Raw genomic sequence first — 15,009 nt, forward strand, 5'->3', positions numbered from 1 at the left:
TCTACTCCTGTACGAAAATGAGGTGGCTGTATGTGCCGAGGTTGGTTTTGGTAGGCTCGTCCGGTGCGCCTACATCGCAGCCAACGAGCAGCGCCCCGTTAATACCTAGTTGAGGATATTGCTCAAGAAGATTTACACCGGTTACCAGCGGCACGCCAGAAAGAAGCGGTTCGCCACTGCTATCTTGTACATCCAGAATCCAGCCAGCAGAATCACGCCAAATGACTCTCAGCGTGTATGTTGTCTCTGCTAACTGAATGCGAAATAGCTGGTTATCCGGCGATAAAGGGATTTCAGTTACATTCATTGGATACCTATAGAGTTACCAAGACTGGTTCCTTTTAGTCCATCAAACCACCCTGTTGACTTAATTACCGATTCATTTACTGGGGTGGTGGATTTAGTCCCGGAATTCTGCACCGCAGATGTACTAACCCCGTCCTGCATATCGGATTTATCAGCAACGGTGACATTTTTTGTATGCGTTATGATGACTTCACGCAGGGTAAGCGTGCAGTTCAGCACGTTCTCGCTGGTTTTATCGGTCGTCACCTCAATGGCTCGCACCAGCATATTGGTGTACACCCTCTTCCCGGTAACCACATCGAACGGTACGCGCTCAAGCTGCATATCCAGCAGCTTTTGGTATGTCTCCTTTGGGCTAAGCCCAGCGCTGAGGCCGATTGAAGATGTATCAATGAAGTCCAGCAACGAACCGCCACCAGAGAAGCCGCATTCCATTGTGACTTCGCTGGGGCGCTTATACGCATGATCGGCGATGAAACCCGAGGCGCTATTCGTTGTTGGCTTCTCCACCGGGTGCTCAGTAATTTCGAGCGCATCAGAATGCTTTTCGGAGACGACCACGCTGGGAATTAATATGCCAATTCGCCGGGATTGCTGGCGAAAAATAGCGGAGAGAATATCCATTAGCTCGGCACCGTTCGAAGTTGTTGAGTTAGTTGTGAATTAACGTTCTTCTGCCGCTCAACTGTGATATTGGCAGCCTCACGTGGATCAGATACACCGTGAATATTAATAACCGTTTCTTGCTGTATGTTTTGTGAAGCACCGCCACCAGCGGCCATACGAACCAATTCACTTGGGTAAGGGTTTCTCCCGTTCTCATGATGGATAATTCCATTCATCAGAGAGGACATTACCTGCGGATCTTTAAGGTTGAGAATGGCATCAGGAGCCACACCCATCATTTTCGATAACTGAGCAATGTAAGCACCGGTATTATTTTCATTCCCCGGTGCCCACGTAGAGATTATATCGTTAAGGGTTTGCAGCGGCTTGCCTGTCGTCTTACCTTCAAAGTAGCGCATTAATTGTCGGGAAAGCGCTTTCAGGCCATCATAGGCAGTTTCAAACCGGGCGAACCTGCCGCCAGGCCTTTCGAGCGTCGCCCCAGATTGCCCACGAAAGTCGATATTACCGGGGTTATTATTTCTAATACCTCGTGGAGCTTTAGCAGACTGGGCATGTTGGTCAGGCTCATCATCACCAAACCACCCGCGAATGGTTCTGCCTACGCTGCGCGGGTCAAATCCCAGATTCTCCTTAACCCAGTCAGCGCTTCTGTTGGCGCTATCCTCTACTGCCGGTGTGGCACTCGGTTGCCCGCTGCCCTGATTTAGCAGCTGTTTGCCTATACTAGCGGCCTGCGCCCAGTTGCCATCTTTTATGGCATTCAGCAAATCAGCGATCATGTTCAGCATCTTGCCGAACTCACCCATTTGCGAAATGAAGTTGCTAAAATCCCACTTTAGGGACCATGACTTGGGGTCAATACCGAGCAACTTAGCCAGCGCTTTTGTCAGGTCCGTAACAGTCTTTTTCAGGTCACCAATCATTTTGACGGCCTGACCAATTTCAGTCTTCCATTTCCCCCAGTCAATCAGGCTTTTGCCACCTTCTTTCCACGTCTGGTAATCATCCAAGAGCAGACCAAGTGCAATAATAAGCGTCGTTATCATGCCCAAGGGTGATGACATGAAAGCGGTATTTAGCAGCCGCCATGCAACCAACAGCCCACTGAACAATGCGATAAGCTGCTGCGTGGCTGGGTTCAGCTTTTTGAACCAGGCGATCACACCCTCAACAGCTTGCCCAGTTCGCCATAACACGCGGGTAATCGCGTCACCTGCCCAGAGAATTCCTTTGATGATCTTCGTGATGACCGCTTCAATCTTCGGCCAGTTGTCGAGTATCTGCCTGCGGAAGTTATCAATACTGCCAGCAAGGCCACCAGCTAGGTTAGAGCCAATCTTGTCTTTCGCCTGTCCAAGCGTCATCGTCAGATTACGCATGGAGGTCATGAAAATATTGGACTGTTTAGCCGCTGACTCAGCATTAAAACCAATACGCTTTGCCGTCAACGCGTACTCAGAACTGAGCTGCCCCATCCCTCTGCGCATCGCCATCAGCGTGTTTTCATCGATGCCGAGCATCTGCGCGTATTGCTTCGCGCGGTAATACGGCATGTTGTTGAGCTTTTGCCCAACGCCAGTAAAGATGTCCGCAGTATCACGCATCTTTCCGCTGGCATCGCGAGTCTGGACACCCAGGCGGTTCAGGAACCCTTCCGCCCCCGGATTACTACGCATGAAGCCAGCCAGCCCTTCGAGGGAGGACATGGCCGACTCGGCGCTGGCACCGGTTTGCGATGCGGCATAGCCCAGCGCTTTGATGCCCTGGACGCTGGCCCCCGTCCGTTGGGATGCCCAGTAAACCTTATCCAGACCATTCGCGATCTGGGTGGTAAATCCGACAATGCTCAGCGCTGCGCCTTCCACCACCGCGCCGACCTTCAGAACGTTAGCAGTAACGCCTTTTAGCACTGCTTCGAACTTATTAGCGCCAGCCTGATCGATATCGAATCCCAGCGAAACAAGGAAATCTTTAATCGTATCTGCGTTACCGCTCATTGGCCGCTCTCCATTTATCTACCCGGGCGTCGTTATCCTCGCGCATGTCGAGGTAGTCATTAAGAAGCGCGATGCGGCAAAGGTCTACCGCGCCGCTGTTAAGGTCTTTCTGGTCAATATGGAAGGCAAGCGCCGGACGAAGAATAAAATCTTCACCGCCCGGCAGGCTGTTGAAGGTTATTCCGCTGGCGGGGTGGGCGTCTCGCTGGTAGGGAGTCCTTGCAAAAAATTTCCCAGCGAGTCGGCGACCACCCGCGCCACCAGTTGCAGCATGGTCAGCAGGTCGATATCGTCAAACGCCATTTCGCCATGCTGGCAGACCGGCACCCAGCCTTTCATGTGCTCGCGTGAAACAACGGAAAGGCAGGGGAACAGGATAGCGTCCACATCGCCATCACTCAGATCGGACACAGCATTAGCAATTTTGGGCAGGATAGTAGCCATCGCGCCTTCGGTGTCTTTGCTGCTGATCTTCTCCTGAACGCTCCGGAAGTCAGAAACCATCCCGGCCAGCACCGGCAACAGCTTTCGGGACACCTTCAGCTGTTCGAAAACGCTGAGCTTTGCAGTGCGATATTTCACGCCTTTAATTTCGAATTCCATGCGTTAAAACTCCCCGAGCAGCTGGTCAATCTTGCCGCAGTCGAACACCCAGGCAACAGTCCCGCCCTCTTTGGCGTTATTGAAATCAGGCTGTTTCTGGAATGCACACGAACGCGCAGTAGAAATATCACCCGATGCCGTGTTGCGAATGACGATCACGTTATTGCCCCAGGTGGCAGAGGACTGGCTTTGCGCGTTATACGCCAGAGACAGCTTCTTGTTCACGGGGGAGGTTTTCAGCAGCGTCACCGTAATGGTGCCTGACTTATCGGCGTGCAGGCTGTGCATCACTTCGCCATCGGCACCGATGGTCATGGTGTTCTTGTTGCCGCCCATGGTCTGGGTGATACCTTCCTCAGAGTTCGCAGAACCCTGACCAAGATCGATAACGCCGGTCGGCCCGGTGAGCGACGCGGTTACATCGAGAAAAGAATAAGTTGCCATTTATCGCTCCTTAGCGAACCACGTTGATCTGCACATCGGCATAATGAACTGCGCCAGCCAGCTTACAGGCCACCTCGATTAACGGTGCTTTGCGCGCTTCGCGGTCGGCCTGCGCCTGTTCGGACAGCGGTTGCGCATACACGTAATAGCCTTTGGTCAGCGTATCGCCGGAATTCAGCTGTCCGATAGGGCCACCATTCCACACGCCAGCAGCTACCAGACCGTTCGTGACGGACTGATCCATGGACTGTTCAACGTTGGAAAGCAGACGGGTCACACCGGCATCAGTCTGCGGAATTTTGGTGGTACTGGTGTAAAGCAGGTTATAGAGGTTGGTCTGAACGTAGTTCTGCAACCAGTCGAGCCCGTGGCGCTCGTCGAAGAAGTCGCCGTTCGCCATGACTCCCTGTTGCAGGATCGCCGTGTCGTTGGCGTAGTACACGAACACGTTCGCATTCTTCGCATCCACAGACGCAGCCTGTCCTACCGTCAGCGTTTCGTAGGTTACGCTTGGTTCCTGTTTGAATTTCAGGGTAATGGTGGTATTGCTGCCGTTGAAATTGACAGTAAACGCACGACCGAAAGCAGAAACCGCCGCATAAGGGCTGCTGGTGGAATACTGAATAAAGGTACGGGCATACTTGCCAGCCTTTAATTTCGACGCAACATCGGTCGTCGAAGTCGTGCTGATAATCTCGGCGTCGGCAGATGTTACCCCGAAAATGCGGCTCAAACTGGACGCTTCGATGAGTTTAGCAACCTCAATCACGTCGTCAGCATCAAGCACATCAGCGCTATCAGCAACATCATCAGCGACAACCAGCCCATACCAGTTGGTATATTGCAGGCAGGCATTAACAGCTTGCACAATGGTTTCCACGCTTCCACCTTCGGAAGAGGTCAGAGTCTTCGCCCAGCGGCCAACATAAACCTGCGTCGGCTTCGGCGACTGGCTGAAGAAAACCTGCGCCGCTTCATATTCCGGGCTGTCGACTCCGAAGTCCTCGCCAATGTCCTCAACGGACGCATAAAGGCGAACGCGCTCCTGCACCGGAATGACAGTGGAAGAACCGAGGATCAGCAGCGCGCCGAAGTTACGACCAGTAGCCGCTTTCGGCGAGATGATCACATCAACGTTTACAACGTTGGATACAGGTAAGCCCTGCGTCATAATTTATTCTCCAAAAAAGGTGACTGGCGCTTCCACCAGCGATTTAATGCCGTACTCGCGCACAACCTTCCGGCGCAGGCGCACCGTCATGTCGTAGCGGCGAACCCATTGCTGGTTGATAAGTTCGGGGAAAGGGGTCAGACCGGTATAGTCGCCAAGGGACAAACCAAGCGCGTTAAGCTCAGCATTGTTTTGCGGGACAGATATGCCATCGCGAAAACGGGACGCATAAGACATGCCAGCCGGACCATAGAACGACGCCATACACTCGAACGTTTCATGCCGCCAGAGCTGAGCGCCCTCATCGGTCTGCCTGGTGAATGCAGGACTGTTATCAATGGGCCACCCGGTAACGCCGAACGCACACCAGTTCGTTTCAACTGACGGTAGTGATGGCTGTTCTTTCTGCCAGCGCGGGCGAACCATCCCAGCCGGCAAGCCGGAAACGTTGCGCATCCACTGGCTTAACAGCCTGTCGAGCGCTTCGTCATAATCCGGATCGCCGCTGGTGGGTGTCAGCCATCCGCGCTCTGTGCTGGTGTTATTGCTCAACGGGATTACCCCCATCAAACGGCAACAGTTCACAATGTGCCTGGACGAAGCCAGCACCGTAAGCGGTATACGGGTCGACGAACGTCACACGATAATCACGGTTCTGATACGTCACGATATCGGCATCACGGCCAGTCTGCCCCTGCGTGAGTCGCTCAGTCGTCACAATGAGAATCGCGCCACTGATAACCTGCCCGGCCTGCATGCGGCGGTTTTCCAAAGAGCGGTCAACGGTAACAACCCCTGCAAACTGCGTTTTAACTTCGCTGTCGCTGCCGATCCCGTCATCGTCCACCGTTTGCGCGCGACGTGTTACCCACAGGTTGAAGTCGCAAAAATCGGGGTCAAAAAGCACGTCTGTTACATCAAGAGTCGGCATCTTTATCCCTCACAACATGGGTAATCGCGGCAATATACTTGCCAGTATCGTAAAGAGGCTTAGCCAAAGCGGTTCCCGGAGATTCACCAGCAGTCCGTCGCGCAAGTTCCGCTTTCGCACCTTTGCGACCACGGCGCGCGCGTGCTTCAACGGTGCTATCTGCAAGCGGAGTAAAATCGGCAGCTTTGATGTAATTTTTCACACCTCTTGCTGCCATTGTACCTGCACGGTTGAGCGCTCTTTCCGCACCCGCCGCATTACCATCAAGCGCAGCCTGCGCCGCTGCTTTAAGCTGCGGCACTGTCTGTTCCTCTACCGATTTAACGCCGGGGATCAGGTGCGGGCGTGGGGGGATGTTTTGCGCTGGTGAGCCGTATTCGTTGACGTAACCGATCCCGGCATTGCCAAACGGAACATCTTCACGCTCGCTGTCTTCCGAAGGGATGCCGACCAGCACATCCTTTTTGGTTAGCGACCTGAGCGCATCCAGAATGGCCTGAGCGTTATCCACCCTCGTTGTTACACCGCTTTTGAAACTCATAGCTGGCGACCGCCCGCACCGAACATCGTGATCAGCTGATAAAATTCAGCGCCATATCTGGTGTTATTCCAGAAGCCTGCGTCAGGGTTTAGCGTCGCGCTGGTGTCATAGCTGACGCTTACCTTGTCAACGGACTTAGAGGACTGAACACCATTGGTTGAACCGCCCGGGCCGCCAACCAGCATCGCCCGGCTATCTGCCGCCCAAAGCGTCATGTAGTGCGCAACGAACAACTCGGCAAAATACGGAAACAACTTTTTGCCGGTGACGTTTTCGCTTAGCAGCACATCGGCCAGATTCAGACGAAACTGGATTTGCGCTTCGGGATATTTGGCAGGGTCAGCAAACTGCGGGAAGTCGCGGCGAAAATCACTTACTGTTGGCAGGCTTTGATTCTTTGGCATCTTTCGCCCCATTACCGCCAGTCTGGGCGGCAGCAATCTGTGCTTGCAGGCTGTCGTTCTGCTCTTGCAGCTTGAGCAGCGCTTCTTTCAGATCGGCAATCAGCTGATCTTTATCGACAATCTGCTTATCTTTGTCGGCAATCTGCGCTTGCAGGCTGTCGATAATGGGTTGCAGATCATCGGTGTCGCTAATCACGCTTTCGGAAAGCTCAGAGTGCGCCTGGGTGAACCAGTGAGACGCGACCTCTTCCGGTACGTTATGCCGCCCCCGGCCAAACTCCTGTTTTGACTGATCGCCGAGCGTCAGCGTAAACGGAGTGTGAACATGGATGGTAACCAGCTTTTCTTTCGCCATTTTCAGTTTCCTTCTGGCCCCTTTCGGGGCCGTTCTGGTTATCAGATACCGTCCACGTAGGACAGGGTTTCTTTGTACACTGGCTCAACCGCACCGAGCTTGCCGTAGTAGGTCGCAATCTGGTACAGACCGCGATACTGGATAGGAACGCTCTGCAACGGCACCAGCGGATAGCGCACATATTTCTTGTCGTTGGTGTAGGCGACCATACGGTCTTTACCGCCAACCCCGCGCCCTTTCAGCCATTTAACCGCTTTGATTTCCAGCGGAACGCCGTTCTGGTGGAAAGCGATAGTGTTCACGGCCAGATAGGTCAGCAGTGACTGGTTACCCGCTTCGGAAACCTTACGGCTCGCCAGCAATGAATACTGCTCTGGCGGAATGCGCAGATCAGAAGGCACGACGGAATAACCGGATGCTGCCCAGGCATTCGACAGAATGCTGTTCACGCTATCGAGAATCTCGTCGTTGGTGGAGTTCGCCCAGGTCTTCGGCGCATTGTTCAGCGTCACACCGACAAGGTTTGCCAGCCCTTTCAGGCCGAGCGCATCATCGCCAATGTAAACCTGCTCGTCGTTGTCCATCTGCCATTTGAGCTGCATCCCGTCGTACTTCTGGGTATCAATCGGGCGACCTACCTGCTGAGCTGCTGCCAGCTCTACAACGGTCCAGCCCAGTTCCATGCCCCAGAGGTTCAGCGGATTGCCATCTTTGCCGATATCAACGTTCACGCCAGCAATAGCAGTGGAGTCTTTGCCTACCCAGTTTTTACCGTTCGGATTTGCGCCAGTTCCCGCCGCGCCAAAGCTGGTGTTAGTCCAGCTGGAAATGTCATCTGCGATAGAAACGTCTTCACGCAGCTGAATATCGCGGGTCCAGGTGTAACCCACCAGCGGCAGGTTCAGCGTCTGGTCGAGTCGCTCCAGCTCCCCGATGAGAAAGGCACCAGAGCTATCAACGGTTGCCTGATCAAAAGTAATCATTCGTCTGTTCCTTAAATCTTCCAGGAGATTTCTGCATTGCCGTTAGCGTCACCGGCCCCTGTGAATTCGGCGTTGGTCAGCGCCACGTTTTTGCCACTGACGGACGTGGACATGAAGCCGCCCAGCGGCACGTCAATGGTTGAATCGAGCGAAACAACCACGTAGACAGGCGCGCCTTTTTTGATGGTACTGGCATCGAATCCAGATCCGAGGTTAACGGTCATGTAGCCACGCTTCATGGCGTCGCCCGGGAAGTTCTTATCCGTCCCCACCTGGCGAACCATGTCTGGCTGCGATGTGGTTGGATACGGACGAACGTAGATACCCTTCACCTTGTCGGCGGTGTCACCGTCCGCCAGCGGCACGAAAAAGCCGTCAGCGTCGTATTTTCCAGCCAGACCATAGGCAGCGAAGGCGTTAGCGGATTTAAGGATCACCGGTTCGACGGTTAAGTCCTGCGGGCGAGAGATAGCCCCGGCAATGCCAACAGGCATCCGGTACAGATATGCAGTCATTGGATTATCCTTTGCGGTTAGACCAGAAGTCGGCGTTTTGTTTGTTCAGGGAAGCGATGCTGGTCATGCCCATATTTGGACGTTGTGCATCGCCAGTGGTGGTGCGGGTGTTTCGCCCTTTGGCAATCTCTGACACGGCGTTAAACGCCATATCTACCGATTGCTTGGGCAATTTGCGGATATCCACATCACCGACAACCTGGCGAACCAGTGTTTTGTCAGCGGCAGCCAGCACATCACGTTTGAACGCGGTCGGTTTCACCTTACGGCTCAGATCGATACCCGGCACGATAACCTCGGCACGATAGGCAGAGTCACCGGTAATCGTGGTTTCCTCTTCTTTGTCCTCGTCGTCGCCGGTCGGGTTTTTGTTATCATTTTCGCCAGGCTTATTGTCGTTATCGCCCGTCGCATTTCCTTCCAGCTTAGCCAGCAGGGCTTTGAGCAAGGTTTTGATATCGTCCTCGCCGTCGCCGGTTGGCTCTCCGCCCATTTCCGGCTTTTTGTCCGGTAATGGTTGCTGCGGTGAAAGGTTAATGTTGAGGTTAACGCCGCTCGGAAGATCCCCTTCATCACCCGTTACAGCCGCTGGCGCAGAGTCCAGCAGTTCGTTCATGGTGTCAGCGTCACCCGTTTTGATGGCCGTGCGCATGCGGGTCCACCAGCTTTTCTTTTGATTTGCCATTGTGTCTCTGTCTCCAATTGCACAACGATTTCCGGCTCTGCCTTTAGGGACAAGAGCCACATGGTTTCCGGTAATATCGACCTGCTCGGCTTTACCTGGCTCGGTCTGCTCGTACTCCGCGTCATAGCCACACGACACTTCGCGCAGGCCATCTTCGATAAGCTGAATGGCGCTTTCGTCTTTGACGATAAGGTCAGCCAGCATCAAATCAGACTGATCACCTGTCCCGCGCCGCACGTTCTGAAGATGCCCGACCGCAAGCTCTTTCCAGTTCTCGGGGTTCACCAGCCGCACATTCCCGTTTTCATCTTCAGGATGCAGGATCGTGATGCTCATCCCTTCGAATGAGGCGAGCGTGGCCGGATGGAATACCTGCTCAGGAGAGCGCGTTACGACTATCTCGCCGAGTTTGTCGGGTTTGAGGTTTGGCAGATCGGCAGCGCCGTAGAGCTGCTTACCCGTTCGACCTATCGGCACGTCTTTGCACAGCAGCGAGCCGTCAGCCAGCTGATAACGGGTTTCCCCCAGCCGGGTATTGAAAAAATATTTCATGTTTTACCTGCGATTCAGGCGAGATAAGAATGAGGATTGGGGAAGACGATTTCTTTGTAACAGCGGCAGTTCGGGAGCTCGCCAGCGTGACCGGTCATGCCGTCAAGCGTTGGAGGTCGGCCCCATTCGACAAATTTACCCTCCATCTCCCGATGAGAATGTCTGACGTCGCCATCTTCGGCTGTACGCCAGATATAACCATTTGAACCGATAGACAGCGCACGCGCCTGATCCAGCGCGCCGGTTGCGCGTCCAAGCTCGGTACGTGCGATAAGGTTCGCTCGCGAGCGTGACACGTCACCTGATGCCGCTATCTCTTTCGCGAATGGCTCAGCGCGTCCACCAGTCACAACGGCCTCGATGGCCTTGTTCTGAATGTCATACACCCGATCGGCGGCCTCAAGAGGTAGTGACTTGATGTACTTAATTTGCTCGGCGACGATGGATTTCATCACCTGGCCTACCGGGGCGCGGTCGACCATATTGCACAGCTCTGCGCTGATGTTCCGGCTGTGCTGACGCCACTGCTTTTCATTCTGGCGCGCAATGTCGGCGGTAAAGTTCTCAGCAACCTTCGTCGCCCAGGGGGTGATGATTTCGCTGTAGCGCTCCAGCGCATCCATTATTTCGGTGACGCTATCGTTTGAACCATCGTAGCGACCATTTACGATATCCCCGACCGCCCGCGCTATCTGCCGTAGGCTCGTTCGATATCGGATCTCCGCCTGTCGGCTCTGGCGGTTTGTCGCCAAGTTCGCCGATGCCTGGCGGAGCTTCGTCTTCGGCATTCTCGATATCCTCGTCGGTAATGGATGCCCCGATACCGGTGACGTCAGAGTTTTCGCGCAGGTCGGTCATTGCCGCCTTACGCGTCATCAATCCGTCGCCCAGCGCGGTGCTGATCGCGGTGGTGGTGTTTACGGCCACCGTTGAGCGGTCAACGTCAGACATTTGCCATAGCGGGTTAAACTCAAACGTGAAATCGTCCGGCAGCGGCTTACCGAGTTCCGAGCGGTGCATAATGTCCAGTATCCGGCGCATCGGCAGCCGTAAGCGGCGCTCCTGCAATGAGCTCACCCGGTCGTAATAGTTGGCGAGGTCAGCGTCACCAGTAGAGAAGCCTTTCGGGGACTGACCGAACAGGCGTACCAGCGGGATGCCGACGGCACCGCTGATCTGCTCAGCGAACTGCGAAAGAATGTCATCCAGACCACTGAAGCTGTACTGGTGGGTTTCGAACTTATCCCGCGAGTCCATGAGCGTCATGCCTTCATTGCTCTGGAACTGGCGGATCAGGTCGATGTTCTTCAGCAGCGCCTCGAACGCCGGGCCGCCAAGCGCTATAAGCTCGCGCAGCTTCTCCACGCTGTAGGTGCGCAGATGCGCTTTATAGACCAGCTGCGCCGCGCCGACAGTGGCGCTGTCGAACGCAGTAAGCCGATCCCAGATACGCTCTACAACCGACATTCCCCATTCGTTTTCGGTCATCTTCTGCTGGAATGGCAGCGTCACCCCATCGAAGCGAATCAGGCGGCTGTGATGGATGCGCCAGGCCGGGATGCCCGTTGCAGTTGTCACCACGTCGTAAAACTCAGGTTTGCCGAGATCCGGCCCCATCTCTTTAATGCGGCGGGTCAGCACCGGGTTAATCATCCAGCGGTCGAGCGGGAGAATGCCCTTAAACTTGCCTTCTCCAATAGTTTCGAGCCGCAGCGGGGTCATTGGTGCCTGCCCCTCAATCATGATGAAGCCAACCGCGCCGCCATAGAGACGCGACCATTTCAGCACGTCGTTCAGCGCATCCCAGACCTGCAACTCATCCAGCTGCGCTTCGAGGGTGCCACGGTCTTTGGCGTCAATCTCCGAAGTGATGCGAATGCCTTTCCGGGTCATATCGTCCGGGATAGCGTCGACCGCTTCGCCGATAACCCACGATCCGCGATATGACCATTCCACCAGCATGCGGTTGCGGCTGGTGAAGTTCGCCCGGTAGGTCGATGCTGAGTGCTGGTTAGGCGTCTGCATCCCCACGCGGGCGACAAAGTTTTCATAGCCATCAGCGGTGGCCTGCGCCGTTCGCTGAGAGGCTTGCTTGTTTCGTGCCATCAGGCCTGTCTCCCTAGCAGCTCCCAGATGTTCAGGGCTGAATTCATTGGCGCGTAGCTGATCATCACCGAGTCGGCGAGGTTCGGCGACTTGGTGCCGTCAGGCTGTTTATCAACAACGATTTTCCCCACACCGTTAATGGAATAGGTCGGTTGCGACAGCTCGATGATGAGTTTGTCTTTGCTCGCCATGGCGCTGCTGATTGAGATAATTTCGTCCGGGTTGTAGGCCATTCCCTCAACCACGGCGCGATAGGTGTTCTGGAAAAGCTTGCGTAATTGCCACCAGCTCTGGGCCTTGGCGTTAGCAAAGAAGTCCTTGTTCAGGCGGGCGGCCTGTCCGTTGTCGCCGCGCACCGCTTCGTCGTCCGGATCAAACACCGCGCCGCTACCGCGAAACGGTGTGGCGAGTATTGACGGTCGGCGCGCAGCGTTGCGCAGTTCGTTGATAGCGCGCGCATCGCCGCGAACGCCGGCGCCCAGACCGTCCTCGTCGAAGCGAAACTCTTCGAGGTTGTCCTGTTCGCAAAAGCCGAAGACCTTCTCAACGGACTGGTAAATGTCGCTTCCCACGCCGGACCATTCCCGCACGTTCTCCAGGAGGAAGCCGTGACGGGTCGAAAAGGCGTTTTTGTCCCGGCCTTCGTCGGCGACGTCCATCGCGCCCAGTCGTTTGCCCGTTGGCTGGATGCCCAGCTTGATATGCGCGTCGACGGCAGCCTGTACCCAGTCGGACGGGATCAGGACGCCTTCCGCAGATGCGCTGTAGTTCAGGTCAAGTTCCTGCGCCACCACCACCGGATTGTCGATTTTCTCGCATTCCCTGCGATACCACTCTTCATCCTTGCGCGGGTCATTTCGCCAGTGGAATGTGAATACCGGTATCTTCCCGCCGTGACGCTTCTGCGCGAACGGGTTCGCCATGCCGTTAACCGAGCTCAGGTCGATACGGCAGCGGGTGGTTTGCGACAGCGCCGCGTCAATCAGCAGAGGACGCTGGAGGAATGCAGCCTCATCCACCAGGTAGAGGGTGGTACGGTCACCACGACCGATATTGTCGCCAGCCTCGCCTTTGATGACCGCGCCAGTATCGGGAAACTCAACGCGCATGTACGGCGCGTGCTTCTTCTCGTCCCACGAACCGCGAAACTCGACGGGCAGCGTTTCCACGAACTTGCGCGCCTTCCAGAACAGCGCCTTCGGGTCTCCGGTGCTGTCGACGTATTCCTCTTTACGGGAGCCGAAGCCGATGACCATTTCTTTGTTGAAGAGGCAGAGCGAGCAAGCCAGCCCGATCGCCGTCCAGCTGAGCCCCATTTCGCGACTCTTTTCGGTGATGCCGTTCTCCAGCCGTTCGCGCCGCTCCATGATCCAGTGAATCCATTCTTCCTGTTTCGGGAACAGCAGAAAAGGGATGGTGACCGGCAGGCCATAATCGATGTTACGCGGGTCAGTCGTCATACCCCAGTCGATGATGAACTGTGCCGGGTTGGTGCGGTAAAACTGCTTTAGCGCTGGCAGCATTTCAGGGTTCTGGCGAATGCGCTGTAAGCGATCCATCCGCCATTCAAAAACCATCTGGTAATCAGGGTTTCTGAAATCGAATTCAAACGGGAGAGGCATGATCACCCCATCATCTTGCGGTAAATCTCTGCGGCCTGATCTGCGGTGAGGTTGGTCGTCTCGGTCTTGATCGGGCCGCCATCCTTGCCAGTGCTTTCAACCTTCAGCTTATTGGTGTAAGCGTCGCCAACCTCTTTCGCGGCCTGTTCAATCAGCTGCGCCGTCAGGGAGAAGTTTTTCATCCCCTCGGTTTTGGTTGCCATGCGGTCAAGCACGCGGAGGCGATAGGATTTGTTCGCGATCGGAATGTCGCTGGTTTCGGTCAGGAACCGTTCGCGCGTCGCGTGGAACATCTCGATCCACTTTTTGGCGAGCGTCTTACCGCTGGCCTTCGTGGGGTCGTGAGATTCAGCCTGCTGGCGGGTAATCTTGATCCCGAATTCTTTTTGGACAGCCTCGACCACCTGCGATGGCGTGTCATAGCACGCAAGCGACTGAATGATGAAGGCTTTCACATCAGGTTTTAATGCAGCCATAAATCACCATTCGTCTTATACAGTCCAGTATTTAAGCCAGTCGCAGCATGCACGTCCCGCACGCTCTGGCAATATCGAGATGAGCAACCTCCGCTGGCTGATTCGCCGCATCAATCATTTCCTGCACGTCCCGGCTTGCACCGTAACGGCGAACCACGCCCACAAACTCTTCCACGTCATGGCCGCGCAGCTTCAGCTTTGGCTGCCCTTCCTGCGTGAACTTCGGCGCGCCAAATTCATCTGTCGCCTGGCAGATGTGATAAAGCTCGTGCTCTATCAGCGCACAGAATTCCAGATCGGAACATTGCGAGCAGTAATCAGCGGCCAGCGTGATGATGAACTGCGGCACCCTGCCGAACCATTCATACATCTGCTGCTCCATCCGCGCTTTCTGCCAGCCTCCAGCCCGCATGGCCACTTCTTCCGCCTGCCCCAGCACGGAACGCCCTTTCTTCTCGAAAGCGTTAGACGCCCAGAGAAAGCACAGATCCGCTTCAAGCAAATGCTGGTGGTCATGGTTGTAGAGGTCACCCTCATCGCTCAGGATGTGCTGATTCAGCCACTCGCCAACGTCATTAGCGGGCATAATGCTGATGTACGGCTTCGGGTCAGGTGGCATCGTAAAATGCGCTGGTGGGTGTGGTCTGTTCATGAATAATTCCAGTGCTCCATTATCGAAGCCCCTCAA

20 protein-coding genes are annotated in these 15,009 nt (G+C 55.1%); all 20 read right to left on the reverse strand.

Annotation, left to right across the window (positions count from 1 at the left end):
- Window position 1 precedes the first annotated feature (1 nt).
- Genes H7R56_RS18795 through H7R56_RS18885 form a run of 20 tightly spaced genes read right to left on the reverse strand, consistent with a single transcriptional unit; the run spans window position 2 to window position 14,973 of the window.
- Window positions 2-307, reverse strand: a complete 306-nt coding sequence (locus tag H7R56_RS18795; RefSeq protein WP_032177179.1) for a phage baseplate plug family protein — start codon at window positions 305-307, stop codon at window positions 2-4.
- Entirely contained in the window at window positions 304-930 is a 627-nt protein-coding gene (locus H7R56_RS18800) for a phage baseplate protein (RefSeq protein WP_182928343.1), read from the reverse strand. Before H7R56_RS18800 ends, H7R56_RS18795 begins: the two co-directional genes overlap by 4 nt.
- Entirely contained in the window at window positions 930-2,933 is a 2,004-nt protein-coding gene (locus tag H7R56_RS18805) for a lytic transglycosylase domain-containing protein (protein WP_182928344.1), read from the reverse strand. The genes H7R56_RS18800 and H7R56_RS18805 overlap by 1 nt, the downstream gene beginning before the upstream one ends.
- Window positions 2,923-3,114, reverse strand: coding sequence for a DUF6889 family protein (locus tag H7R56_RS27730; RefSeq protein WP_084832721.1), 192 nt, complete (start codon window positions 3,112-3,114; stop codon window positions 2,923-2,925). Before H7R56_RS27730 ends, H7R56_RS18805 begins: the two co-directional genes overlap by 11 nt.
- Window positions 3,111-3,536, reverse strand: a complete 426-nt coding sequence (locus H7R56_RS18810; RefSeq protein ID WP_000393957.1) for a phage tail assembly chaperone — start codon at window positions 3,534-3,536, stop codon at window positions 3,111-3,113. The genes H7R56_RS27730 and H7R56_RS18810 overlap by 4 nt, the downstream gene beginning before the upstream one ends.
- 3 nt (window positions 3,537-3,539) lie before the next feature.
- Complete coding sequence (locus H7R56_RS18815) at window positions 3,540-3,980, reverse strand: DUF3277 family protein (protein WP_000257257.1); 441 nt, start codon at window positions 3,978-3,980, stop codon at window positions 3,540-3,542.
- Between the two features lie 10 nt (window positions 3,981-3,990).
- Window positions 3,991-5,151 (reverse strand): DUF3383 family protein, encoded by a 1,161-nt coding sequence (locus tag H7R56_RS18820; RefSeq protein WP_044702577.1) that lies wholly within the window; start codon window positions 5,149-5,151, stop codon window positions 3,991-3,993.
- A 3-nt stretch (window positions 5,152-5,154) separates the two neighbouring features.
- The gene (locus H7R56_RS18825; RefSeq protein WP_044702578.1) at window positions 5,155-5,718 is read right to left on the reverse strand and encodes a phage neck terminator protein; all 564 of its coding nucleotides are present in this window, start codon (window positions 5,716-5,718) and stop codon (window positions 5,155-5,157) included.
- Entirely contained in the window at window positions 5,693-6,082 is a 390-nt protein-coding gene (locus tag H7R56_RS18830) for a hypothetical protein (RefSeq protein WP_044702579.1), read from the reverse strand. Before H7R56_RS18830 ends, H7R56_RS18825 begins: the two co-directional genes overlap by 26 nt.
- On the reverse strand, window positions 6,069-6,623 hold the full coding sequence (locus tag H7R56_RS18835; RefSeq protein ID WP_044702580.1) for a hypothetical protein: 555 nt from the start codon (window positions 6,621-6,623) through the stop codon (window positions 6,069-6,071). The genes H7R56_RS18830 and H7R56_RS18835 overlap by 14 nt, the downstream gene beginning before the upstream one ends.
- The gene (locus H7R56_RS18840; protein ID WP_044702581.1) at window positions 6,620-7,027 is read right to left on the reverse strand and encodes a DUF4054 domain-containing protein; all 408 of its coding nucleotides are present in this window, start codon (window positions 7,025-7,027) and stop codon (window positions 6,620-6,622) included. The genes H7R56_RS18835 and H7R56_RS18840 overlap by 4 nt, the downstream gene beginning before the upstream one ends.
- Complete coding sequence (locus H7R56_RS18845; RefSeq protein WP_006120171.1) at window positions 6,993-7,382, reverse strand: STY1053 family phage-associated protein; 390 nt, start codon at window positions 7,380-7,382, stop codon at window positions 6,993-6,995. The genes H7R56_RS18840 and H7R56_RS18845 overlap by 35 nt, the downstream gene beginning before the upstream one ends.
- Window positions 7,383-7,423: 41 nt before the next feature.
- Window positions 7,424-8,365 carry a DUF2184 domain-containing protein gene (locus H7R56_RS18850; protein ID WP_021241729.1) on the reverse strand — a complete coding sequence of 314 codons (942 nt, stop codon included), beginning with the start codon at window positions 8,363-8,365 and terminating at the stop codon, window positions 7,424-7,426.
- Between the two features lie 11 nt (window positions 8,366-8,376).
- Window positions 8,377-8,880: a structural cement protein Gp24 gene (locus H7R56_RS18855; RefSeq protein WP_006120173.1), complete on the reverse strand. Its 504-nt coding sequence runs from the start codon at window positions 8,878-8,880 to the stop codon at window positions 8,377-8,379.
- A 4-nt stretch (window positions 8,881-8,884) separates the two neighbouring features.
- Entirely contained in the window at window positions 8,885-10,117 is a 1,233-nt protein-coding gene (locus H7R56_RS18860; protein WP_182928345.1) for a DUF2213 domain-containing protein, read from the reverse strand.
- A 14-nt stretch (window positions 10,118-10,131) separates the two neighbouring features.
- Window positions 10,132-10,740: a phage head morphogenesis protein gene (locus H7R56_RS18865; RefSeq protein ID WP_044702608.1), complete on the reverse strand. Its 609-nt coding sequence runs from the start codon at window positions 10,738-10,740 to the stop codon at window positions 10,132-10,134.
- Between the two features lie 13 nt (window positions 10,741-10,753).
- Window positions 10,754-12,223: a DUF1073 domain-containing protein gene (locus H7R56_RS18870; RefSeq protein WP_108961698.1), complete on the reverse strand. Its 1,470-nt coding sequence runs from the start codon at window positions 12,221-12,223 to the stop codon at window positions 10,754-10,756.
- On the reverse strand, window positions 12,223-13,845 hold the full coding sequence (locus H7R56_RS18875; RefSeq protein WP_182928346.1) for a TerL protein: 1,623 nt from the start codon (window positions 13,843-13,845) through the stop codon (window positions 12,223-12,225). The genes H7R56_RS18870 and H7R56_RS18875 overlap by 1 nt, the downstream gene beginning before the upstream one ends.
- Window positions 13,846-13,847: 2 nt before the next feature.
- On the reverse strand, window positions 13,848-14,321 hold the full coding sequence (locus H7R56_RS18880; RefSeq protein ID WP_016243561.1) for a DUF2280 domain-containing protein: 474 nt from the start codon (window positions 14,319-14,321) through the stop codon (window positions 13,848-13,850).
- 31 nt (window positions 14,322-14,352) lie between these two features.
- The gene (locus H7R56_RS18885) at window positions 14,353-14,973 is read right to left on the reverse strand and encodes a putative metallopeptidase (RefSeq protein WP_016243560.1); all 621 of its coding nucleotides are present in this window, start codon (window positions 14,971-14,973) and stop codon (window positions 14,353-14,355) included.
- Window positions 14,974-15,009 lie beyond the last annotated feature (36 nt).

The organism is Klebsiella sp. WP3-W18-ESBL-02 (genome assembly GCF_014168815.1).
Classification (GTDB): domain Bacteria; phylum Pseudomonadota; class Gammaproteobacteria; order Enterobacterales; family Enterobacteriaceae; genus Kluyvera; species Kluyvera ascorbata_B.